Annotated in this window: 22 protein-coding genes; 5 read left to right on the top strand and 17 right to left on the bottom strand. The window is 57.4% G+C overall.

What is annotated here, in order from left to right:
- The first annotated feature begins 54 nt into the window (after positions 1–54).
- Entirely contained in the window at positions 55–1,029 is a 975-nt protein-coding gene (locus L370_RS10310; RefSeq protein ID WP_023334695.1) for an aldo/keto reductase, read from the top strand.
- A 101-nt stretch (positions 1,030–1,130) separates the two neighbouring features.
- Here the strand turns inward: L370_RS10310 and thiL are convergent, their stop codons facing one another.
- The 5 genes from thiL to nrdR form a co-directional block, all read right to left on the bottom strand.
- Positions 1,131–2,102 (bottom strand): thiamine-phosphate kinase, encoded by a 972-nt coding sequence (thiL, locus tag L370_RS10315; protein WP_023334694.1) that lies wholly within the window; start codon positions 2,100–2,102, stop codon positions 1,131–1,133.
- Positions 2,103–2,179: 77 nt separating this feature from the next.
- Positions 2,180–2,599, bottom strand: a complete 420-nt coding sequence (nusB, locus tag L370_RS10320; RefSeq protein ID WP_006809908.1) for a transcription antitermination factor NusB — start codon at positions 2,597–2,599, stop codon at positions 2,180–2,182.
- A gap of 21 nt (positions 2,600–2,620) precedes the next feature.
- Positions 2,621–3,091, bottom strand: a complete 471-nt coding sequence (ribE, locus tag L370_RS10325; RefSeq protein ID WP_006176874.1) for a 6,7-dimethyl-8-ribityllumazine synthase — start codon at positions 3,089–3,091, stop codon at positions 2,621–2,623.
- 87 nt (positions 3,092–3,178) lie between these two features.
- Positions 3,179–4,282, bottom strand: coding sequence for a bifunctional diaminohydroxyphosphoribosylaminopyrimidine deaminase/5-amino-6-(5-phosphoribosylamino)uracil reductase RibD (gene ribD, locus L370_RS10330; RefSeq protein WP_023334693.1), 1,104 nt, complete (start codon positions 4,280–4,282; stop codon positions 3,179–3,181).
- Between the two features lie 4 nt (positions 4,283–4,286).
- Positions 4,287–4,736: a transcriptional regulator NrdR gene (nrdR, locus tag L370_RS10335; protein WP_008503337.1), complete on the bottom strand. Its 450-nt coding sequence runs from the start codon at positions 4,734–4,736 to the stop codon at positions 4,287–4,289.
- Between the two features lie 152 nt (positions 4,737–4,888).
- Here nrdR and L370_RS10340 point away from each other — a divergent pair, with 152 nt between their 5' ends.
- The gene (locus L370_RS10340; protein ID WP_023334692.1) at positions 4,889–5,428 is read left to right on the top strand and encodes a SadB/YajI family lipoprotein; all 540 of its coding nucleotides are present in this window, start codon (positions 4,889–4,891) and stop codon (positions 5,426–5,428) included.
- A gap of 267 nt (positions 5,429–5,695) precedes the next feature.
- The gene (locus L370_RS10345; RefSeq protein WP_025756198.1) at positions 5,696–6,580 is read left to right on the top strand and encodes a nucleoside-specific channel-forming protein Tsx; all 885 of its coding nucleotides are present in this window, start codon (positions 5,696–5,698) and stop codon (positions 6,578–6,580) included.
- 88 nt (positions 6,581–6,668) lie between these two features.
- Here the strand turns inward: L370_RS10345 and L370_RS10350 are convergent, their stop codons facing one another.
- The 7 genes from L370_RS10350 to queA form a co-directional block, all read right to left on the bottom strand.
- Complete coding sequence (locus tag L370_RS10350) at positions 6,669–7,349, bottom strand: helix-turn-helix transcriptional regulator (RefSeq protein WP_023334691.1); 681 nt, start codon at positions 7,347–7,349, stop codon at positions 6,669–6,671.
- Positions 7,350–7,363: 14 nt separating this feature from the next.
- Complete coding sequence (locus L370_RS10355) at positions 7,364–7,729, bottom strand: VOC family protein (RefSeq protein ID WP_023334690.1); 366 nt, start codon at positions 7,727–7,729, stop codon at positions 7,364–7,366.
- A 142-nt stretch (positions 7,730–7,871) separates the two neighbouring features.
- Positions 7,872–8,843: a protein translocase subunit SecF gene (gene secF, locus L370_RS10360; RefSeq protein WP_023334689.1), complete on the bottom strand. Its 972-nt coding sequence runs from the start codon at positions 8,841–8,843 to the stop codon at positions 7,872–7,874.
- 10 nt (positions 8,844–8,853) lie between these two features.
- Entirely contained in the window at positions 8,854–10,701 is a 1,848-nt protein-coding gene (gene secD, locus L370_RS10365; RefSeq protein ID WP_071787442.1) for a protein translocase subunit SecD, read from the bottom strand.
- A gap of 27 nt (positions 10,702–10,728) precedes the next feature.
- On the bottom strand, positions 10,729–11,061 hold the full coding sequence (gene yajC / locus L370_RS10370) for a preprotein translocase subunit YajC (RefSeq protein ID WP_003859109.1): 333 nt from the start codon (positions 11,059–11,061) through the stop codon (positions 10,729–10,731).
- Positions 11,062–11,083: 22 nt separating this feature from the next.
- Complete coding sequence (tgt, locus tag L370_RS10375; RefSeq protein WP_023334687.1) at positions 11,084–12,211, bottom strand: tRNA guanosine(34) transglycosylase Tgt; 1,128 nt, start codon at positions 12,209–12,211, stop codon at positions 11,084–11,086.
- 53 nt (positions 12,212–12,264) lie between these two features.
- A complete protein-coding gene (queA, locus tag L370_RS10380) occupies positions 12,265–13,335 on the bottom strand; it encodes a tRNA preQ1(34) S-adenosylmethionine ribosyltransferase-isomerase QueA (protein ID WP_023334686.1) in 1,071 nt (356 codons plus the stop codon).
- Between the two features lie 92 nt (positions 13,336–13,427).
- Between queA and acpH the strand changes: the two genes are divergently transcribed.
- Both acpH and L370_RS10390 read left to right on the top strand, forming a co-directional pair.
- Complete coding sequence (acpH, locus tag L370_RS10385; RefSeq protein ID WP_023334685.1) at positions 13,428–14,009, top strand: ACP phosphodiesterase; 582 nt, start codon at positions 13,428–13,430, stop codon at positions 14,007–14,009.
- A 127-nt stretch (positions 14,010–14,136) separates the two neighbouring features.
- The gene (locus L370_RS10390) at positions 14,137–14,739 is read left to right on the top strand and encodes a peroxiredoxin C (RefSeq protein WP_010428037.1); all 603 of its coding nucleotides are present in this window, start codon (positions 14,137–14,139) and stop codon (positions 14,737–14,739) included.
- A gap of 43 nt (positions 14,740–14,782) precedes the next feature.
- On the opposite strand, the gene L370_RS10395 is transcribed toward L370_RS10390, so the two are convergent.
- The 5 genes from L370_RS10395 to brnQ form a co-directional block, all read right to left on the bottom strand.
- Positions 14,783–16,168, bottom strand: a complete 1,386-nt coding sequence (locus tag L370_RS10395) for a DUF3999 domain-containing protein (RefSeq protein WP_023334684.1) — start codon at positions 16,166–16,168, stop codon at positions 14,783–14,785.
- Positions 16,165–18,780, bottom strand: coding sequence for a DUF2339 domain-containing protein (locus tag L370_RS10400; protein WP_023334683.1), 2,616 nt, complete (start codon positions 18,778–18,780; stop codon positions 16,165–16,167). The genes L370_RS10395 and L370_RS10400 overlap by 4 nt, the downstream gene beginning before the upstream one ends.
- An 88-nt stretch (positions 18,781–18,868) precedes the next feature.
- On the bottom strand, positions 18,869–20,686 hold the full coding sequence (gene malZ / locus L370_RS10405) for a maltodextrin glucosidase (RefSeq protein ID WP_023334682.1): 1,818 nt from the start codon (positions 20,684–20,686) through the stop codon (positions 18,869–18,871).
- A gap of 564 nt (positions 20,687–21,250) precedes the next feature.
- The gene (gene proY, locus L370_RS10410) at positions 21,251–22,624 is read right to left on the bottom strand and encodes a proline-specific permease ProY (RefSeq protein ID WP_008503261.1); all 1,374 of its coding nucleotides are present in this window, start codon (positions 22,622–22,624) and stop codon (positions 21,251–21,253) included.
- Between the two features lie 81 nt (positions 22,625–22,705).
- Entirely contained in the window at positions 22,706–24,025 is a 1,320-nt protein-coding gene (gene brnQ / locus L370_RS10415) for a branched-chain amino acid transporter carrier protein BrnQ (protein ID WP_023334681.1), read from the bottom strand.
- Between the last annotated feature and the right edge of the window lie 49 nt (positions 24,026–24,074).

The raw sequence follows: 24,074 nt of genomic DNA, 5'->3' as shown, positions 1-24,074 counted from the left end.
CTTTTCCGCTCCTGCTATGCTTAAACCTGGTGTTTAAACAGCAGGAGCGGAACCGTGCAATACACAACATTAGGAAAAACCGACCTTAAGGTTTCCCGACTTTGTCTGGGATGCATGACCTTTGGCGAGCCCGATCGGGGAAACCACGCCTGGACGCTGCCGGAAGAGAGCAGCCGTCCGATTATCAAACGCGCCATTGAAGGCGGCATTAACTTCTTTGATACCGCCAACAGCTACTCCGACGGCAGCAGCGAGGAGATTGTCGGCCGCGCCCTGCGCGATTTTGCCCGCCGGGAAGACATCGTCGTTGCCACCAAAGTCTACTATCCGTCAGGCGATCTGACTGAAGGCCTTTCTCGCGCGCAGATCCTGCGCTCTATTGATGACAGCCTCAGACGCCTGAACATGGATTACGTCGACCTGCTGCAAATTCACCGCTGGGATTACAACACCCCGATTGAAGAAACGCTGGAGGCGCTGAACGACGTGGTCAAAGCCGGGAAAGCACGCTACATCGGCGCGTCGTCTATGCACGCGTCGCAGTTTGCTCAGGCGCTGGATCTCCAGGCGCAGCACGGCTGGGCGCGCTTTGTCACCATGCAGGATCACTACAATCTGATCTATCGTGAAGAAGAACGCGAGATGCTGCCGCTGTGCCATCAGGAGGGCGTGGCGGTGATCCCGTGGAGCCCGCTGGCGCGCGGCCGCCTGACCCGTCCGTGGGGGGAAACCACGGCCCGTCTGGTATCGGATGAAGTGGGAAAAAATCTCTATGCCGCTACAGAAGCCAGCGATGCGCTGATTGCCGAACGCTTAGCCGGAATTGCCGACGATACCGGCGCAACCCGCGCCCAGGTGGCGCTGGCCTGGCTTCTGGGCAAGCGCGGGGTCGCAGCACCGATTATTGGAACGTCGCGGGAAGAACAGCTGGATGAGCTGCTGAATGCGGTGGATATCACGCTGACGCCGGAGCAGATTGCTGAGCTGGAGACGCCGTATCAGCAGCATCCGGTGGTGGGGTTTAAGTAAACACTTGCCGGGTGACGGCTTCGCCTTACCCGGCCTACGATCGCACCCTGTTTGTAGGCCGGGTAAGCGCAGCGCCACCCGGCAATACAGAGCGCACAATCTCACGCGAAGTGATCGTACCCTTTCCAGTCCAGCGTAACGGGCGCACCGCCTTTCACAAACTTCAGCCCTTCGCTCTCGGGCATGATCTGACCGATACAGGTAAATTTCGCGCCGAGATGCGCTAACGCCACGTCCAGCGTTCCGCGGTTGAGCTCAGGCACCGTGAAGCATAGCTCGTAATCTTCACCACCGGACAGCGCCCAGCGCAGCGCCTGCTCAGGTTCCACATGGCGAAGCAGTTGCTCAGACAGCGGGAAGAGATCCAGATCAACGCGCGCACCTACGCCGCTGGCATTCAGAATATGCCCGAGGTCCGAGATCAATCCGTCAGAAAGATCGATAGCCGAGCTTGCCCGCTCGCGCAGCGCCTGGCCGTGCAAAATACGCGGCGTTGGCCGCAGATGGCGTTTCACCAGATACGCCGCATCGTCAGCGTCTTTAACCGATAAACGGTTCTGAAGGATCGCAAGCCCTGCCGCGCTGTCGCCCGGCGTACCGGTCACGTAGATCCAGTCGCCGGGTTTTGCGCCCGAGCGCTTCAGCGCGCGGCCGAGCGGCACGTAGCCGTGGATCGCCAGCGTCATCGACAGCGGCCCGGCTGTGGTATCACCGCCAATCAACTGCATATCGTAATAATTCAGCTGTTCAAACAGCGCGTCGCTAAAGGCTTCAAGCCAGGCTTCATCCACCTCAGGCAGGGTCAGGGCCAGCGTCAGCCACGCGGGATCGGCGCCCATCGCCGCCAGATCGCTAACGTTAACCGCCAGCGCTTTATACGCCAGATCGGCAGGATCGATATCGGGCAAGAAATGACGTCCGCACACGAGGGTGTCGGTGCTGATTGCCAGCGTCTGTTTTTCGGGAATATTGAGAAGTGCACAGTCATCGCCAATGCCGGTTTCAACATCAAGACGAGAGGTTCTGACACGGTCGAAATAACGGGCAATCAGGGAGAATTCGCCGCATGCCATACGTTATGCCTCAGCAAATAAAAGAAAAAACCGGAGCCGCACTGCCCGTCAGGCAATGCAGGACTCCGGTTTGCGGATCACTTTTTGTGGGGACGGATCGCAGGTGCTGCTTTATCGAGTACGCCGTTTACAAACTTGTGGCTGTCTTCAGCGCCGAAGGTTTTCGCCAGTTCGATCGCTTCGTTGATGGCCACTTTATACGGCACATCATCACGTTTAGACAGCTCAAACAGCGCGATACGCAACACTGCTTTTTCCACCTGGCCCAGCTCTTCGAGCAGACGGGACAGGTAAGGTTTCATCAGACCATCGAGATACGCGCTATTAGTCGCCACTCCCGACAGCAGTTCACGGAAGTACAGAACGTCAACGTCTTTCACGTCCTGTTCTGACAGGAACTGGTATTCAACATCAGCGATGTCGTTCTGGGACAACTGCCAGGAGTAAAGTGCCTGGACGGCACATTCACGGGCGCGGCGACGAGCAGCAGGTTTCACGGAATTCCCCTTACAAAAAAATCAGGCCTTGATGGCTTTCAATACATTGATCATTTCAAGCGCGGTCAGTGCAGCTTCTGCACCTTTGTTACCGGCTTTGGTGCCAGCACGTTCGATGGCTTGTTCAATACTTTCGGTAGTCAGCACGCCGAATGCGACAGGAATTTCAGCATCCTGTGCAACGTGAGCCAGACCATTGCTTGCACCGCCCGCAACGTATTCGAAGTGCGCAGTGCCGCCACGAATAACGGTACCCAGCGCAATCACCGCGTCGTATTTACCGGTTTTCGCCAGCGCGCCCGCCGCCAGTGGCAGTTCGTAAGCGCCCGGAACCCAAACAACGGTAATGTTGTCATCTTTAACCTGGCCGATACGTTTCAGGGCGTCAATAGCACCTTCCAGCAGGCTGTCGTTGATGAAGTTGTTGAAACGCGCAATGGTGATGGCGACGCGAGCGTCTGGGGTAGCTACAGCAGCTTCAATAATGTTCATACTCTTCCTTTACGGGTTCATTTGGCCCCGCAGGGGGGCGGATTTTATCATAATACTTTGCGCACTGCTTCCCTATTTCAGGAGCAATTACGCTGTCGTTAAGTGGAGGCAGACATCCGGACCTACCGGACGCATCTCGCTAAATTTGAGTTGCGGTGCGTCGGCCAGTTTTTCAAGGCCGGGCAGCACAAACAGGCCGCGCGCGTCGTGACCTAACAGTTTAGGCGCAACGTAAACAATCAGTTCATCCACCAGCCCGGCCTGTAAAAGCGCACCGGCGAGCGTTGGCCCCGCTTCAACCCAGATGCTGTTCACCTGCTGCCTGCCGAGCAGCATCATCAGCACGACCAGATCCAGATGACCGTTATGCTCCGGCACCATAATGCTGCGCACGCCTTCCGGCCATTCGCGAGCATCTTCTCTGGTGCGGGCAATCCAGGTTTCACCCGGCTGCTGGACGATGCGGTGCTCCGGCGTCACCCGGTTCTGGCTATCAATGACAATACGCAGCGGCTGACGCAGGTTCTCCTGCGGATAGAGCGCCTGGGTATCGGCATTCAGTTCTTCCCAGCGCACGGTCATGGCCGGATCGTCAGCCAGAACGGTTTCACTGCTGGTGAGGATAGCATGGCTTTGGGCACGCAGACGTTGCACATCGCGCCTTGCCTGCGGCGAGGTGATCCACTGGCTTTCGCCGTTTGCCATCGCCGTACGTCCATCCAGCGAGGCGCCCAGCTTAAGCTGAATATACGGAAACCCCGTGCGCATACGCTTCAGGAAGCCTTTATTGATTGCTTCAGCGTCCTGCATCATCAGCCCATGGCTGACGTCAATGCCTTCCTGCTGCAGGCGATACAGACCGCGTCCGGCCACCTGCGGATTCGGGTCCTGCATTGAGGCGACCACGCGTGAAACACCGGCCGCAATCAGCGCTTCGCAGCACGGCGGCGTACGCCCGTGATGGCTGCAGGGCTCCAGCGTGACGTAGGCGGTGGCACCGCGCGCCTTCTCGCCGGCCATGCGCAGCGCATGAACCTCGGCATGCGGCTCGCCGGCGCGATAGTGAAAACCTTCCCCCACAATCTCGCCATCTTTAACGATCACGCACCCGACATTCGGGTTGGGATGGGTGGTAAAACGACCGCGCTGCGCCAGCTTCATGGCTCTCGCCATGTAAATCTCATCCTGCATGAGCTTAATCCTGTAAGCGGGCGATCTCTTCGCCAAACTCTTTGATGTCTTCGAAGCTGCGGTAGACCGAAGCGAAGCGGATATAGGCGACCTTATCGAGCTTTTTCAGCTGCTCCATCACCAGGTTGCCGATCATTTTGCTCGGCACTTCACGCTCGCCCAAACCACGAAGGTAAGATTTTATGTGGTTTAACGCCATCTCAACGTCGTCCGCGCTGACGGGACGTTTCTCGAGGGCCTTCAGCATCCCGCTGCGCAGTTTCTCTTCGTTAAACGGCTCGCGCACGTCGTTACTTTTTACCACGCGCGGCATTACCAGCTCTGCAACCTCAAAGGTCGTGAAACGCTCGTTGCACACCAGACACTGCCGACGACGGCGTACGGAAGACCCTTCGCCCACAAGACGAGAGTCAATGACTTTGGTATCCACAGCGGAGCAGAATGGGCAATGCATACGGTATCCCTGTTATCCGGTTAACTGATTTTCATTTTACCCTGATCTGGCCTGACAACAAAGGAAGAGCTTTTTGAGACAAAGGATCTATGTCTGACCCGACGACGCTGGCTACCATTAGGACGATCCGTTATTTCAAGGAAATAAACGCAATGACAAGACGTTACCTGAAAATTTTGCTGGTGGGGAGCCTCTTCACCCTTAGCGCCTGTGCACAGCAAACCGAAGTCCGTCAGATGAAACAGAGCGTGAATACGCTCAATACGGCGATGGACAAACTGAACAAAGAAACGGTGAAGATCACCCAGCAAAACGCCCTGAATGCCAAATCCAGCAGCGGGGTTTATCTCCTGCCGGGCGCGAATACGCCTGCGCGTCTCAATAGTCAGATTGGCACGCTAAAAATGTCTCTGGTGAATGTGGCGGCGAATGCAGATGGTACTCGCGCAACATTACGCATCCAGGGCGAATCCAACGATCCGCTTCCCGCGTTCAGCGGCACCGTAGAGTGGGGACAGATCCAGGGCACCACGGAAAGCTATCAGGAGGTGAATGTTAACAGTCAGCTGTTCACCGCACCGGCCAGCGTGCTGGCTCCAGGCGATGTTGATATTCCGCTACAGCTGAGCGGACTCCCCCCAGAACAGCTGGGCTTTATCCGCATTCACGACATTCAACCCGCCGCGCAATAACCCCCTCTCCAGCGGAGTGCAATGTCACTCCGCTAACATTTACATTTCGTATGGATTGGCAACATAAATGATTGCCGCTACAATCCCGGCCGTTTAAAGTACGCAAACGTGAACGCAATCGATTACGCATGTGAGAGATATGTGAAACAACACATATTTTTGTGAGCAAGGATTCCTATAATAGGCTCCGCAGAAACACGAAATATTTTGATACGCAAATCGCGCATTTTTCACTCCCGGAAGGGAATTTCAATCAGTGGCATGATTATGAAAAAAACATTACTCGCAGCTGGCGCTGTACTGGCACTCTCCTCTTCTTTCACTGTTAACGCAGCGGAAAACGATAAACCACAATACCTCTCCGACTGGTGGCACCAGAGCGTTAACGTGGTAGGCAGCTACCACACCCGTTTCGGACCTCAGATCCGCAACGATACCTACCTGGAGTACGAAGCATTCGCCAAGAAAGACTGGTTTGATTTCTACGGCTATATGGATGCACCGGTATTCTTTGGTGGTAACACCGACGCGAAAGGTATCTGGAACCACGGTTCCCCACTGTTCATGGAAATTGAACCACGCTTCTCTATTGATAAACTGACCGGTACCAGCCTGGCATTTGGTCCGTTCAAAGAGTGGTACTTCGCGAACAACTATATCTACGACATGGGCCGCAACAAGTCCGGTCGTCAGAGCACCTGGTACATGGGTCTGGGTACGGATATTGATACCGGCCTGCCAATGAGCCTGTCTCTGAACGTGTACGCGAAATACCAGTGGCAGAACTACGGTGCCGCGAACGAAAACGAGTGGGATGGCTACCGTTTCAAAGTGAAATACTTTGTGCCAATTACCCAGCTGTGGGGCGGTAACCTGAGCTATATCGGCTTCACCAACTTTGACTGGGGTTCAGACCTGGGCGACAACGACTTCCGCGACCTGAACGGTAAGAAAGCGCGCACCAACGACTCCATCGCCTCCAGCCATATCCTGGCGCTGAACTACGATCACTGGCACTACTCTGTTGTTGCGCGTTACTGGCACAACGGCGGTCAGTGGAACGACGACGCGAGCCTGAACTTCGGCAACGGCGATTTCAGCGTCCGTTCTACCGGCTGGGGTGGTTACCTGGTTGTGGGTTACAACTTCTAATCAGTGCGGATTCCGCCCGGTGGCGCTGCGCTTACCGGGCCTACGATCCGAATGTAGGCCGGGTTAGGCGTAGCCGCCACCCGGCTTTTTACTGCCTCACCTTGCGTAAAAAATCTGCTAATGACCTGTCTGCACTTTCGCTAAACCGCCTCTCCGTCTGCACAATATTGAGGCATCGGTCGAGCCGGAAACAGCGATAGTCATCGCGCCGTTCGCACCACGCCGCCAGTAACCAACGTTCCCCCCAGAAGAACAGGCCCAGCGGCTGAACCTCGCGCTTTGAAAGCTGCCCAGCCTCATCACGGTAATGCAGCGCCAGCACGCGCTGGGCGGAAATCGCCTGATGGATCCTGTCAAAATCGCTGCGGGAGTGGCTTTGCATGCAAAAATCCGGGGCGTAGATCCGCGTCTGCTCCGCCTTTCGACGACTCTCCTCGGGCAGAATAGCCAACAACTTCTCCTGAGCCGACTCCAGCTCGCGCGACAGCGATTCCCCTCCCCAGGTTTTGAGCAGGCGAATCGCAACGATCAGCGCCTCTGACTCCTTATTTGTCAGCATCAGCGGCGGCAGGTCAAAACCCGACATCAGCCGATATCCGCTCCCCGCCTCACCTTCCACCGGCACGCCGGAAAGCGACAGGTCGCGGATATCGCGGTAGACCGTGCGCTCGGACACGCCAAGCCGGTCCGCCAGATGCGCTGCCGTTGTCAGACGCCTGCCCCGCAGGATCTGCACAATCTGAAACAAACGGTCAGCGCGTCGGGTCATATCTTATTCCGCTCTCAGGCAGGTTGATGGAGGCCGACGCGGTTACCCTCGCTGTCGGTAAACAATGCGATAGTGCCAATACCATGCGGCAGTTCCAGCGGGCCAAACACGCACTCGCCGCCCGCAGAGGCGATGCGATCGAGAGTGGACGCCAGATTGTTAGTATGCAGGTAAATAATAGCGCCCTGCAAAGACGGTGTAACGCCGTCAAATTTTGCCAGCGCCCCGCCGGTACCCGGATCCTCATGCGGGAAAACGGCCAGCTCCGCGCAGTCCATTTTCTCGCGACGCAGCGCGAGCTGCATCACCGGCTCATAAAATTTGATGGCGCGATCCATATCCGCAACCGGAATTTCAAACCAGTTAATTACGCTTTTCATATATTCTCCTGCCTGTTGTTTGGGTTCAGAAGAAGTCTACGACAGGGCTCCTGACAGCATACTGTCAGGAGTGTTTGTCAGGAGCAGATAAAAAAAATCCCGGTCAACAGACCGGGATTTCGATAACGCGCTAAACGTCGCCTTACGGCAGAATGGACGGCTGATCCGCCCCTTCTTTCTCGACTTTCTGCTGGAGCAGGTGCTCGCGCTTCATGCCGAGTTTCAGAGCCAGTGCGGACGCAACGTAGATAGACGATGCCGTACCGATGGTGACACCGATCAGCATGGTCAGCGAGAAGCCTTCCAGTACCGGACCACCGAACAGGAACAGCATCAGGATCACCATCAGAGTGGTACCGGAGGTGATCAAAGTACGGTGCAGCGTCTGGGTCAACGACACGTTAAAGATTTCGTACGGCGTACCGCGACGGATCTTACGGAAGTTTTCACGGATACGGTCAGATACCACGATACTGTCGTTCAGTGAGTAACCGATAACGGACATCAGGGATGCCACAATCGTCAGGTCAATCTCAATATGGAACAGCGACAGTATGCCCATGGTGATCACCACGTCGTGCGCCAGCGCGATAACCACACCGGCCGCCAGTCGCCACTCAAAGCGGAAGCCGACGTACACCAGGATGGAGATCAGCGCCACCAGCAGCGCCATCGCGCCGGTTTGCGCCAGGTCAGCCCCCACGCTTGGGCCGACGAACTCAATACGCTTGACCGCCGCGTTCTGGCTGGTTGTTTCGTTAATCACGCTAACAACCTTGCTGCCCAGCTCCTGGCTGCCGTTGGCATCGTGCACCGGCGGCATACGCACCATGATGTCGCGGCTGCTGCCGAAGTTCTGCAGCAGCGGCTCTTCAAAGCCCGCTTTCTGCAGAGACAGGCGCATCTGGTCCATATCGACCGGTTTTTCCAGGGAGATCTCAATGACCGTACCGCCGGTGAAATCCAGACCCCAGTTAAAGCCTTTCACGCTCATAATGCCGATGGACAGAATCAGCAGTAAACCTGAAATGCCGAAGGCCCAGTAGTCCCAGCGCATAAAGTCCCAGACTTTACGGCCATGGTTCAATTGTTCAACAGTATATTCCTGTGCCACAACGCACTCCTCAGATAGACAGCTTTTTGACGCGCTTGCCGCCGTACAGCAGGTTCACGATGGCACGGGTGCCGACAATAGCGGTAAACATTGACGTTGCGACACCGATACCGGTGGTAATCGCAAAGCCTTTGATCGCGCCAGTACCCACTGCATACAGGATAAGAACCTTAATCAGTGTTGTTACGTTCGCATCGAAGATGGAGCTGAACGCGCCTTTATAGCCTTCGTCAATCGCCTGCTGAACAGAGCGACCGTTGCTCAACTCTTCTTTGATACGTTCGTTAATCAGTACGTTGGCGTCGACCGCCACCGCAAGGGTAAGAACGATACCCGCAATCCCCGGCATGGTCAGCGTCGCCCCCGGCAGCAGGGACATGATGCCGATGATCAGCACCAGGTTCGCGATCAGCGCGGAGGTCGCAATCAGACCAAACTTCTTATAGAAGAAGATCATGAAGAGGATAGAGACCACCAGACCGGCCAGACACGCTTCAAGGCCCTGCTGAATGTTTTGCATCCCCAGCGTTGGACCAATGGTACGCTCTTCAACAATCTGAATTGGGGCAATCAGCGCACCGGCACGCAGCAGCAGCGAGAGCTGACGCGCTTCGTTCGGGTTGTTGATACCGGTAATACGGAAGCTGTTACCCAGACGAGACTGGATGTTGGCGATGTTAATCACCTCTTCCTCTTTCACCAGCACCGCACGACCGTTTGCATCTTTCTTACCGCTGTCTTTGTACTCCACGAACAGGGTCGCCATCGGCTTACCGATGTTGTCCTTGGTGAAGTTAGACATGATGTTACCACCCGCGCTATCCAGCGAGATGTTAACCTGCGGCTGGTTGTATTCGTCCTGGCTCGACGTGGAGTCGGTGATGTGGTCACCGGTCAGAATCACGCGTTTGTACAGCACAACTGGCTGACCTTCGCGGGTCTGTTTCACTTCGGAGTCACCCGGAATACGCCCTGCGGCAGCAGCGGACTGATCGACGTTGGAGTTCACCAGACGGAATTCCAGGGTTGCGGTCGCACCCAGAATCTCTTTCGCACGCGCAGTGTCCTGGATACCCGGCAGTTCAACCACGATACGGTCAGCACCCTGACGCTGTACCAGCGGCTCAGCCACGCCCAGTTGGTTTACGCGGTTACGCAGAATGTTGATGTTCTGCTGAACGGCATATTCACGCGCTTCTTTCAGACGCGCATCGGTCATCACCGCGCGCAGCTGGTTGCTGCCCTGAGAGGTGATCACCAGGTCACGGTGACGTTGGGTCAGGTAATCTACAGCCTGATCGCGCGCCGCACTGTCGCGGAACGTGATGCTCATGCCGTAGTTATCTTCTTTACGCACGGTGGTGTAAGCGATGCCTTTATCACGCAGATCGCTGCGCAGGCTGTCGATATTCTGTTCCTGCAGCTTGCCGAGCGCGGTATCCATATCCACTTCCATCAGGAAGTGAACGCCGCCACGCAGGTCAAGACCGAGTTTCATTGGCTCTGCATTCATCGCAGCCAGCCAACGCGGGGTTGCAGGGGCAAGGTTCAGCGCTACGACGTATTTGTCACCCAGCACGCCCATCAGCGCTTCGCGAGCGCGGAGCTGCGTGTCGGTGGTGTCGAAGCGAGCAAGAATTGCACCCTCTTCCAGAGCCACAGACTTAGCGGTAATTTTTTCTTCTTGTAACGTTTTCTGGACCTGGATCAGCGTTTGCTCACTGGCGGCGACACCGCGCGCGCCAGTGATTTGAACGGCCGGATCCTCACCATACAGGTTGGGAAGCGCGTACAGCAGGCCGACGAGAATCACGACGACCAGCATGATGTACTTCCACAAAGGATAACGGTTTAACACGGCAGTTCCCTTTGGGAAAAGTTGGGATTACAGCGCCTTCATGGTGCCTTTCGGCAGAACGGCAGCTACGAAGTCACGTTTGATGACCACTTCAGTGGTGTCGTTCAGGGCGATAGCAATGTAGCCGTTTTCAGCCACTTTGGTTACGCGACCGACCAGACCACCGTTAGTCAGTACTTCATCGCCTTTCGCAATGGAGTTCATCAGGTTTTTGTGCTCTTTGGTGCGCTTCTGCTGTGGACGCAGGATCATGAAGTAGAAGATCAGACCGAACACAACCAGCATCAGAATCAGAGACATCGGGCTGCCCTGCGCTGGAGCACCTGTTGCCGCTACCGCATCAGAAATAAAAAAGCTCATTCAAATTCCCTCATTATTAAAATTAATCAACGTTCAACGGTGGAACATCCCGCCCCTGACGTTGGTAGAAATCGGTCACGAAGCTCTCTAATTTACCCTCTTCGATAGCCTTACGTAAACCAGCCATTAAGCGCTGATAATAACGAAGATTATGAATGGTATTGAGACGCGCGCCCAAAATCTCGTTGCAACGATCGAGATGATGCAGATACGCGCGAGAATAATTGCGACAGGTATAGCAATCGCACTCGGAATCGAGCGGGCTGGTGTCACTCTTATGCTTCGCGTTACGGATTTTCACCACGCCATCGGTAACGAACAAATGTCCGTTACGCGCGTTGCGGGTTGGCATGACGCAGTCGAACATATCAATGCCGCGGCGTACGCCTTCAACCAGATCTTCTGGTTTACCCACGCCCATCAGGTATCGTGGTTTATCCGCCGGGATTTGCGGGCAGACATGCTCCAGAATGCGGTGCATGTCTTCCTTCGGCTCACCCACAGCCAAACCGCCGACAGCGTAGCCATCAAAACCTATCTCTACCAGACCTTTAACAGAGATATCGCGTAAATCTTCGTAAACGCTGCCCTGGATAATGCCGAACAGCGCATTTTTGTTCTGCAGGGAGTCAAAACGGTCGCGGCTACGCTTCGCCCAGCGCAGGGACATCTCCATGGAGCGTTTTGCGTAGTCCCAGTCCGCCGGGTACGGCGTACATTCGTCGAAGATCATCACGATGTCAGAGCCGAGATCGTACTGAATTTCCATCGATTTTTCGGGATCGAGGAAAATCGGATCGCCGTTGATCGGGTTACGGAAGTGAACGCCCTCCTCGGTGATCTTGCGGATATCGCCCAGGCTGAAGACCTGGAAGCCGCCGGAGTCGGTCAGGATAGGGCCTTTCCACTGCATGAAATCATGCAGGTCGCCGTGAAGCTTCATGATCTCCTGACCCGGACGCAGCCACAGGTGGAAAGTGTTGCCGAGGATAATCTGTGCGCCGGTGGCTTCTACTTCTTCCGGCGTCATCCCTTTTACGGTGCCGTACGTGCCCACAGGCATAAACGCGGGGGTTTCCACCACGCCGCGATCAAACACCAGGCGACCGCGACGCGCGCGGCCATCGGTGGTATCGAGTTCAAATTTCATTTTTTCTCCGACGTCAGAAAAACAGTCCAACGTTGTAAAACGGTGCCGCGGACTTATTCCCCGACACGCTCATTCAAAGCCTGCGGATTGTACGTGATAAACATCGCGTCCCCGTAGCTAAAAAAGCGATATTTTTGTTCTACCGCAGACTTGTAGGCGTTCATCGTATGCTGATAACCGGCAAACGCGGAAACCAGCATAATCAGCGTCGATTCAGGCAGATGGAAGTTGGTCACCAGGGCATCAATCACTTTGTACTGGTAGCCCGGGTAGATAAAGATCTGCGTATCGCCAAAGAACGGCTCGATAAGATTGCGCTTCGCGGCCTGCGCGGCGCTCTCGAGTGAGCGCACGGACGTCGTACCAACCGCAACGACGCGGCTTCCGCGCGCTTTCGCCGCCAGCACCGCGTCCACTACATCCTGAGGCACTTCGGCATACTCAGAGTGCATGATGTGATCTTCAATGCTGTCCACGCGCACCGGCTGGAAGGTTCCCGCGCCGACGTGCAGCGTCACGAACGCCATCTCCACGCCCTTCGCGCGCAGTTTTTCCAGCAGCGGTTCATCAAAATGCAGGCCCGCGGTCGGCGCAGCGACGGCGCCCGGCTTCTGGCTGTAAACGGTCTGGTACAGCTCGCGGTCGGCCTCTTCGTCCGGACGCTCAATATACGGCGGCAGCGGCATGTGGCCGATGGCGTTCAGGATATCGAGCACCGTGCGCTCGTCGTCGAACGCCACCTCAAACAGCGCATCGTGGCGCGCGGTCATGGTCGCTTTGATGCTCTCGTCATCGCCCAGCAGCAGTTCAGCGCCCGGCTTCGGCGCCTTAGACGCGCGAATATGTGCCAGAATACGTTTATCATCGAGCATACGTTCGACCAGCACTTCAATCTTGCCGCCGCTGGCTTTACGGCCAAACAGGCGCGCCGGGATCACGCGGGTATTGTTAAAGACCAGCAGATCGCCAGGGTTGAGCTTGTCGAGCAAATCGGTGAAAGTACCGTGCGTCAGCTCGCCCGTTGGCCCATCCAGTGACAGTAAGCGACAGCTGCTGCGCTCAGGCATGGGATAGTGAGCAATCAGGGATTCAGGTAGTTCAAAGGAGAAATCGGCGACGCGCATGACGTATACTCGTGACTTAAAAACAGGCGGCATAGTCTAGTGCTCACACCCTTTTGCTGCAACAACTAGCCGCCCCTGGACAAATAAAACGCATGAATTTTCTCGCTCACCTGCATCTCGCTCACCTCGCTAACAGCTCCCTGTCCGGCAATTTGCTGGCCGATTTCGTACGCGGCAACCCCGCTGAGGACTATTCCCCTGAGGTTGTCGACGGCATTTTCATGCACCGCCGCATCGACGTGCTGACGGATAAGCTGCCAGAAGTGACGGAAGCCAAAGCGTGGTTTCGCCCTGAAACGCGCCGCGTTGCGCCGATCACGCTCGACGTGATGTGGGACCACTTTCTGTCGCGCCACTGGGAACAGCTGTCGCCGGAGATGCCATTGCCGGATTTTGTGCGCTATGCCCACCAGCAGGTGTCGATCATTCTGCCCGACTCGCCACCGCGCTTTGTGAATCTGAATAACTACCTGTGGTCGGAACGCTGGCTGGAGCGCTATCGCGAGATGGATTTCATCCAGAACGTGCTGAACGGGATGGCGAGCCGTCGCCCGCGCCTGGATGCGCTGCGCGACTCCTGGTATGACCTGGATGAACATTATGATGCGCTGGAGGCCCGATTCTGGCAATTCTATCCACGCATGATGGCGCAGGCGAAAAACAAACAGCTGTAACAGAATTCGCATTGATAGGTAAAAGCTGGCGGAACGATTGTCACCACCTCTTTGTCTTATCCAGGAACACTCTCTATACTGGCTCGCGTTGCGTTCCAAATAACCTTAGTATCTACAGGAGAATCATATGGTTCTGGTAACTCGTCCGGCTCCGGATTTTACAGCTGCAGCAGTTCTGGGCAACGGTGAAATCGTTGAAAACTTCAACTTCAAACAGCACACCAACGGTAAAGCGACCGTTCTGTTCTTCTGGCCAATGGACTTCACTTTCGTTTGCCCGTCTGAGCTGATCGCCTTCGACAAACGTTATGAAGAATTCCAGAAGCGTGGCGTGGAAGTTGTTGGCGTCTCCTTCGACTCTGAGTTTGTACACAACGCATGGCGTAACACCCCTGTCGAAAATGGCGGCATCGGTGCGGTGAAATACGCAATGGTTGCGGACATCAAACGCGAAATCCAGCAGGCTTACGGTATCGAACATCCGGACGCTGGCGTTGCGCTGCGCGGCTCCTTCCTGATCGACGCAAACGGCATCGTTCGTCACCAGGTTGTGAACGACCTGCCGCTGGGTCGTAACATCGACGAAATGCTGCGCATGGTTGACGCGCTGCAGTTCCACGAAGAGCACGGTGAAGTGTGCCCGGCTCAGTGGGAAAAAGGTAAAGAAGGCATGAACGCGTCTCCAGACGGCGTGGCTAAATACCTGTCCGAGAACGTATCCAGCCTGTAATCGGCACGGTTTACGAAAAAGGCCCGCTCATGCGGGCCTTTTTTTATGCCTTACGCTGCGTCTCCCGCCAGATGCGCCAGGCCATGCCCGCCAGCAGAACCACGCCCGCAATCAGTACGCCCCACACCAGCAGCGTGTTCATTCTGCTCTCCCGCTCGGCCGCGGAGGTAGCGGTCAGACGCTCCTCGCCGCCTAACGCGACATTATCCTGAATGTCAGCCTGCGGCAGGTTTTCCATATCATAGGTCTTGCGCAGGTCGGCAGGGATCAGCATACCGGGCTCCACGCTGGCAGGCTTTGCCGCCCCGTTGCCCCAGGCGAGCACGTACGGCGCTTTCCCCTGCGCGTTGAACACCAGATCGTAGCGGTCGCGATGTCCCGTGACGCTCGGCAGGTATTCTGGCAGACGCGCATTCAGCGTCGTGATTTTCACGGCCTGCACCAGGCCCCCGTTAAGCGAAACCGGTGGCGACGTTTTTCCCTCAAGACGGTAAAGAACCTCTTTTTTCAGGGGATGCCATGCGTCCTTTTCCGTACTTCGCCATGCTATCTCCACGGGAAGAACGCCATCGCCATTCAGTAAGATGCTGACAGCGCTCAGCGGCTGCGGGCGCGTCCAGTGCCACTGCGCTTCGCTTGCCGATAACGATTCCCCTTCGCCTTCCAGGTTAACCTCTTCCGGGGCCGCCTGCGCGGGTGCGCTAATTGCGTTTACGCCGGTCAAGGTTATCCCCTGGCTTTTTGTATTCAGCACCACCATAAGATAGCGATTTGCATCGGGAGATAGAACCGTATCGGTATCGATCCGATCGAGCTTAAGACGATCCTGGCCGCTGACGACGTCCAGCAAGGGCATATCCTCGCGCAGGGTATACCAGCGCTTAAGATCCTCGCTGTAATAGACCGACGCCGTTCCCTGCCATGGCGTCTGGGGGGTATTCCAGAGCAGCTGCAGCTGGGATATGGCCATCTCTTCCGTCGCCTGTTCAGGCAGGGTCAGCAGATAATGTTGCCCGGCTGCGGCGGCTTTTTGCCCCTCCAGCACTATTTCAACGCCGTTTCGGGAACGGAGCAGGATCTTATCGCTATCACCGGCGTCTGAGGCAGCCGCAAGCGGCGAGGCGTCCAGCGGAAAGAGGCGCAGCGCCGTGGATTGCACTGGCGCCTGTGGATGCGTCGCGCTGACCAGGCTAAAGGGAACCGGCTCGCCCGACTGGTTAAAGACGCGAACATCACGCAGATCTGGCGACGTGCTTTGCTCGTAGACGGCGAGCGGCAGCATCACCCGATACCACTGGGAAGGAACAGACGTATCGAGTGAACGACCAAAGGCATAATCCCTCGGCGATTCCGTTTGTGCCTCGTCACACAACGCCGGGCCGGAAAGCGCCAGCAGCGCGGTACAGGCTACCGCTTTCATCCATTTCATTTTTCATCTCCTGTTTTAGGCGGCAGCGGGGAGAAATACCCCACGATCAGAACCAGTATCGCCACGCCGATAAACGCCACCGCGCGGGACAAACCGCCTCCGCCCGCGCTGTCCACCAACATCAGTTTAACCATCACCACGCCCAGCAGCGCGGCACCGCAAAGCCACTCCTGCCGGGAAGCCCGACGGGTGGCATGGATCATGACCACCAGCGCGCTCAGCATCCAGAACAGGGCAAAACTGGTCTGGACAAGCCGCGAATCCCACAGCGATGCCATATTCCAGGCCACGTCGCCGTACCAGGCCAGGGCGCGCATCAGCGCACCGTTAAGCCACCAGAAGCCAAGCGCCATAATCGCGACGGCAGGCCACGGGCGGGCCTGCAAGAGCCACGCCGGGTAATAGCGATCCACAGCCCGATAAAAGACGACCAGCCCCAGCAGCGCGAACGCCGCACCTTCTTCAAGCGGGTTTATCAGAGGCAGCCAGGTCTGACGATAGACCACGCCGTCCTGGAAATTGGTCACCACCAGCAATACCAGCAGCGCCACGACCACGGGGATCGGCGCCAGGCAGGCGTAGAGCGCAGGCCACTCCCGGAACGGCCACCCGCGACGCCGTACGGCTGCAGAGAGCGCCATAATTACCCCGCCGCCTGCTGCCATCGCTAAGCCGCTGCCCCAGGCCGCCATGCCCCACGGCAACGACCGGGCAAACCAGTAAAGCTCCGCGGCCAGCGCCAGCAAAATCATCCAGAAAAGCGACAAATGCAGCCCCATCGCAATGCGCGGCAGGAGTCTTTCACCGTCGCGCCGCAGCAGCATCAGCGCGGCAGGAAGCGCAACGCACCAGGCGAGATCCGACCAGCCGGCGGCAACGATCTGCTGGTGCCAGAGCTGATACCCCACCATTAGCAGCATAACCGGCCACAGCAGCCATTTGCTGGCATCCAGCTCCCGCCACGCCAGACGCGCAGCCACCTGCCGCCATCCCCAGACCGACGCCGCCGTCAGCGCCAGCACGCCCGCCAGAATCGGTAATTCCTGCGTCATCACCAGCCCCGATGCGCCCAATAGCGCCACCAGCCAGAACAGCAGCCCGCCTGCCAGCAGCGCCCGGCTGACCGGCATAAAGAGAGTCCGCCACAGCCAGGCCGCAGCCAGCCAGCAAAGACTGAGGATAGAGAAGATCAGCAGCAGGCTCAGCGACGTCACGCCGTTCGCTTGCGCCCACAGCGCGCTGCCGAGCGCCAGCACCAGCAACGCCGTCCCGCTATAGCTCATGCGACGCTGGTTCTGCTGCACGCCCAGCCAGAGGATACCCAGCCCTTCCAGCGCCCAGGCCATCGCCGTCCAGCGTGCCGACAGCGCCAGCGGAATGGCGAGGGTCGCGAACCCGCCGCCAATGGCCAGCGCCACCATGACCAGCGGTCGTCCGATGGAGGGATAGCGCCGCAGCGCAAGGAACGCGAGGGTAAGATAAAATGCGCCGTATCCCAGCGCGCTGAGCGCCGGACCGTAGGTCCAGTGCTGAGTCATGCCATACTGCATTCCAAAACCAACCAGAGGCGGGGCAAACAGCAGCACGCCGTCGATAATCTGCTTCCCTTTCTCCTGCGCCCGCAGCGACAGCGCCACGCTCAGGACGCCGAATATCAACGTATTGGCAATCAGGAACAGCTGGCAGACCCAATAATCTTCAGGCTGGTAGTCATTCAGCCCCCACAGGCCGCCCACGCCGAACGTAAACAGCAGCCCAAGGAGATTCAGCTCGCGCCAGTGCTGCCAGATGCTGATAGCGAGAATGCCGATGGAAAGCAGGAGATAGAAGGAGAACAGCGCCACAAAGCTACCGCCCCCGGTAGATAAGAGCAGCGGCGCAAGATACCCGCCGAGGCTCGCCAGCATGGCCAGGCTCAGCGCCTTCTGCAGCACCGCCAGCCCGACGCTCGCCGCGCATATCACCACCAGCAGCGCAAAGGCCAGCGTCATCGGCAGCATTTGCCAGAGCCGGAAGGCGCCAAACACCGTCAGGTAGAGCACGCCGGTCGCCCCTCCCTGGAGGATCAGCGCATAGACGCGCTGCCTGTGCCGCAGCCGCCACCCGACCACCAGCAGAACGATGGCAAACAGCGCGGTTGCCACGAGGCGCAGCTCAAGCGGGAACAGGGAATGTTCCACGGTATAACGCAGCAGGAATGAAAGACCGAGGAAGAGCAGCAGGATCCCAAGCTTCGCCAGCGGGTTACCCTGCATAAACCAGCGCACCAGCGACGTCAGTATGCCGCCAAAGGCAGAAGGCTGTTTTGCCGCAGGCGCAGGAGCGGGAGCGGGTGCTGCCGCAGCAGCGGGAATATCCGAACGCCAGGGGTCGACAGGCGCGGGTACGTCCTCAGCCACCGGCTCGGCCACTGCCGCCGGCGCGGCGGCCCGTTCAGGTTCCGGCGCGTTCTCCGCGACGCCGCGCTGCTCGAGCGCCTCAATGCGCTGGCGCAGCCGGGCGATCTCCTGTTTCGCCGCCGTGCTTCGGTTAAAGCCGATAACCGCAAGCACCGGCGCAACGCCCAGCGCAAAAACCAGGAACAAACAGCCAAGGATGTAAAGCTCGTCCATGTTTCCACCTTCACCGTAAACGATCCGTTAAGATTGACACAAATAGTTGCATTTGCGCCATCTTAAAAGGTGGAAACATTAACAGGTCTTAGCTGCCGAACCAGATGGTAGCGGATACCGCAGGCAGCGCCAGCACGCCGTCCTGTATCGTCGCCTTGCCCTCTTTATTCTTCCACATAGCCACCTTCAGCAGCGGTGAATCATCCAGCACCACTTCGCAGGCCTCGCCCCGGTTGATGGCGATCAGCACACGCTGCTGGTTATAGACGCGAGCAAACACCACCACGTTATCGTGGGCGTACACCACCTGACAGCCGCCGTAGCGCAGGGCGAGACTCTGCTTACGCAGCTTCGCCAGCCGCTGATACAGGCTTAACAGCACCTTGTCCTGTTTCGCTGGCTCCCACGGGAAGGTTTTGCGGCAGAACGGATCGTTGTTGCCGTCCAGCCCCACTTCGTCTCCATAATAGATGCACGGCACGCCCGGCCAGGTGAAGAGCCAGGTCACCGCAAGCGGCAAACGCGCCACATCCTTGCCGAGCAGGGATTTAAAGCGGGCGGTATCGTGGCTATCGAGCTGGTTGAACATCCGCAGCTGCTGCTGATGAGACAGACCGGCGCGATAGTTCTCCATCCACGCCATGCAGGTTTCAGCGTCGATATGATTCGGATCGTAAGAAATATCGGTGTTAGCGAGGAATCCCCACAGCGGGAAGGTAAAGCCGCGATAGTTCATCGCCGCATCTTCCGCATCGTTCTGCAGCCACTGGCGCGCGTCGCCAAAGTGCTCGCCAAAGACGAACGCCTCCGGCTGGGCCGCTTTTGCCGAGCGCGTAATCCCGGCGACGTGCTGAAGGTTATTCCGCGCCCCGCCCGCTTCACCCAGCATATGCACCACGTCCAGCCGCCAGCCGTCCATATTCCACGGCGCCTTCAGCCAGTGGCGCACGATGCTGTCCTCGCCGCCGTAGATTTCATTCACGAGCGTTGGCGACTGGAAATCCAGCTTCGGCAGGCTGGCATAGCCCAGCCAGTCCAGCGCGCGGCCCTCCTCGTTAAAGCTGTACCAGTCGCGCTGCGGCGAGTCCGGGTTATGACATGCCCCGCCCATCGACTGATTATGGCGGTCAAACCAGGCGTGCGAATCGCCGCTATGGTTGAACACGCCGTCCAGAATCAGGCGCATGCCTTCGTTTTGGGTGTTCTTGCGCAGGCGCAGCAGCGCCTCGTCACCGCCAAACTGCGCGTCAACGTGGCGATAATCTTCGGTATCGTATTTGTGCACGCTCGGGGCTTTAAAAACGGGGTTGAGATAGAGCGCCGTCACGCCAAGCTTTTTCAGGTACGGCAGCTTTTCGCTAATACCGTCGAGATCGCCGCCGTAAAACGTCGAGCCGCCAGCCTGCGCGGTTAACGGCTCATCCCACGCTTTCAGGATAATGTCGTGGCCCGCCGCATGGTGGTGATAGATCTTATCCTGGTCAGCGGTGCGCTTTTCACTGCGTGCGAAACGGTCCGGGAAAATCTGGTAAAAGACCTGATCGTTAACCCACTGCGGGCCGCTATCCGGGTAATCGACCGCGAACTGCTCCAGCCGTGCGGGCGGGAAACGGCTAAACCCCTGCGGGGTAAACCACAGCTGGCGGTTATTCCACAGCAGTTTGAAGCTGTAACGGCGGCGCGGCTGTCCGCTGCGCAGGTCGATATTCGCCCGCCACGCCGTGATCCCCGGCTGTGGCTGGCTGCGCAGCTTGTGCATTTTCAGGCCGGTCTCTTCGTTATCTATTTCGGCGCGGAGCGTCACGCGTTCAGGCTGATTTTCCCCCGCCAGCCAGAGCGTAATCACAAGGTTGTCTTTGTTTTGCTTAACAAATGGGGCAACCGGAAGGTGCCAGGCGTTTAACATCACGAATCCCCTTTGATGAAATTGACGTCACCTTGCCACAGGGTGGTTAAGGATAGCTCACCATGACGTGATTTATTGGGGGAGGAGGACGGGGGAGGAGGTAATAATGCCCGCACGGATGGCTCCCTCTCCCTTGAGGGAGAGGGCTGGGGTGAGGGGGAAACATGCGGCTATTGGGGTAATTCCGTTCACTTCATGTTCCTTGCTACTCTGTAACGACATGACCGGTGAACGTGCCAGGGTGGCTCAATCTGCACTGAACCTCCAGATTCTATGATCTGGTGTCCAGGTTTAGGGGTTCAGTGCAATCGCCACCACCCTGGCGACCCGGGCTCCCGGCGGTAAATCGCCGCTTCGCGGTTCCCTCAGCTTATTCCTTCAGGCTATCGGGTCGGGCATGAGCCTGCATCCCTGCGCCTCGCCCCGGCCTTACGGAAACGCTTCGGCGATTTACAGCCGGACCAGGGCATCGCTGTAAGCCATTCACTTTCCTGAAACCACATGCATCGCTTCAGGTTAAAAATTGCCTGGCAATCCCCTTCCACGGAACAAGTAATACAAATATTACTGTGCTTCCGCCAACTGACGATCGCGGCGGCATTTAAACACCCAACCCACCAGCAGCAGGACGATCCACGCGCAGCCCACGTAAAGGGAAATGCGGGTATCCGGATGGTAGCCAATCAGGCCAATGATAAACACCAGGAAGATCAGCCCGACGACGGTCGTCGCAACGCCGCCCGGTACTTTGAACTTCAGCGCTTTCGCCTCATCCGGCGACAGACGACGGCGGAAGGCAATCTGCGACAGCAGGATCATAATCCACACCCACACCGTCGCGAAGGTCGCCAGCGATGCGATCACCAGGAAAACGTTCTCCGGCATGATGTAGTTCAGATACACCGAGAACAGCAGCGCCACGGTCATGACCACGACGGTCACCCACGGCGTGCCGCGGCGTGAGGTTTTGGCGAACACCTTCGGCGCGCTGCCCTGCTCCGCCATGCCGTGCAGCATACGGCCCACGCCAAAGACGTCACTGTTAATCGCGGAAAGCGACGCGGTCAGCACCACAAAGTTCAGAATGCTGGCGGCAAACGCAATCCCCATGTGCTGGAAGGTCAGAACAAACGGGCTGCCGTTGGTGCCTACCTGATTCCACGGGTAGATGGACATAATCACGAACAGCGTACCCACGTAAAACACCAGAATACGCATCGGCACCGAGTTGATGGCGCGCGGAATGGATTTCTCCGGATCTTTCGCTTCCCCGGCGGTAATACCGATAATCTCGATACCGCCGTAGGCGAACATCACCATCTGGAGCGACATCACCATCCCGAGCCAGCCGTTGCTGAAGAAGCCACCGTTGCTCCAGAGGTTGTGAATACCGGTCGGCTGCCCGCCGTTGCCGATTCCCCAGATGATGATGCCGAAACCGGCCACAATCATGATGATGATGGTGGCGACCTTGAAGAAGGAGAACCAGAACTCCAGCTCGCCGAACACCTTCACGCTCATCAGGTTGACGGCACAAATGATCAGCACCACGCTCAGCACCCAAATCCAGTGCGGCACCGCCGGGAACCAGACGCCCATATAGATGCCAAACGCCGTCACGTCGGCAATCGCCACAATCAGGATTTCAAAGCAGTAGGTCCAGCCGGTGATAAACCCGGCCAGCGGGCCGAGGTTTTCCTGCGCGTAGCGGGAGAAGGAGCTGGCGGACGGGTTGTGAACCGACATTTCGCCGAGGGCGCGCATGATGATATACGCCGCCACGCCGCCGATGATGTACGCCAGCAGAACGCTGGGACCGGCCATTTTGATGGCATCTGCCGAGCCATAAAAAAGACCGGTGCCGATAGCAGAGCCCAGCGCCATAAAGCGGATGTGGCGCGTGCTCAATCCACGTTTAAGTTTGTTAGTGCTTTCCATTTAAATCTTGCCATTCAACACGAAAAAAACAAAAAACCACGGGGCCTTAAGCCCCGTGGTTAAACAGTTTGTTGCCGTTGATTAATGGACGTTCGATGCGACCTGACGCCCTGCAGCACGGTCCCAGATAATCGCCAGAACCAGTGCAACAACGGTAGGCATCAGCCAGGCCAGACCCTGCTCGGACAGCGGCAGACGCTGTGTCCATGCTGGCAGTATGTGCGCGAAAGCTGATGCTTTAATCCCGTCAAGGATACCAAAAATCAGGCTGATAAACATGGCTGGCGCAATAATTCGTGAAGAGTTGTTCCACCACGGGCGAGTAAAGCTCAGCACCACCAGCACGATACACGGCGGATAAATCGCCGTCAGTACCGGAATCGAGACCTGAATCAGGTGGCTCAGACCGAGGTTGGACACCGCCATCGAGAAGATACCGAGGATAAACACCAGGGTGCGGTAAGAGAGCGGCAGATACTGTGCGAAGAACTCTGCGCAGGCGCAGGTCAGGCCAACCGCGGTGACCAGACAGGCCAGGAAGATGAGCGCCGCCAGCAGCATACTGCCCGCACCACCGAAGGTGTGCTGAACGTAGGCGTGCAGGATAGCCGCACCGTTGGCGTTCTGATCGACCAGCATGGCGCTGTCGGAACCCAGACGGAACAGCGCCAGATACAGCAGCGTCAGCCCCACGCCGGCCATCAGGCCAGCCCAGATGGTATAGCGGGTCAGCAGACGCGCTTCGGTCACACCGCGGGAACGCGCGGCGTTAACGATAACGATACCAAACACCATCGCGCCCAGCGTATCCATCGTCAGGTAGCCGTTCACAAAGCCGTTAGAGAACGCGGCGTTTTTATAGGCGTCCATCGCGTCGCTAATCGGGCCAGCGGGCCACACGATGGCCGCTACCGCCAGAACAATCAGCGCCACAATTTTCAGCGGAGCCAGGAAGTTACCCACGGTATCCAGCAGCTTGCCAGGATAGAGGGAAACCAGAATTACGATCGCGAAGTAGATCAGGCTGTAGATAAACAGCGGCATCGCACCGTCACCGGTCAGGGGAGCAATACCCACTTCAAAGGACACGGTTGCCGTACGCGGGGTCGCAAACAGCGGGCCAACGGCCAGATAGCAGACGGTTGCCAGCAGAACGCCCGCCACTTTGCCAATCGGGGTGCTGAGGCTATCCACGCCGCCGCCGACTTTCGCCAGCGCGACGACGGTCAGTACCGGTAGACCCACGGCAGTGATCAGGAAACCAAACGCGGCGGTCCAGACGTGTTCACCCGCCTGAAGGCCAACCATTGGAGGGAAAATGATGTTGCCTGCGCCAACGAACAGCGCAAATGTCATAAAGCCCAGCGCGATGATGTCACGCGATTTTAAGTGATGGGTCATAAAACCTTACTGCCTGTGGATGTGGTGTTGAAAACATTGAGATTTTCGA

The organism is Enterobacter sp. MGH 24 (assembly GCF_000493015.1).
Lineage (GTDB): Bacteria > Pseudomonadota > Gammaproteobacteria > Enterobacterales > Enterobacteriaceae > Enterobacter.
Note: the sequence above shows the minus strand (reverse complement) of the source record. Positions and strands in the feature narration are given on the sequence as shown.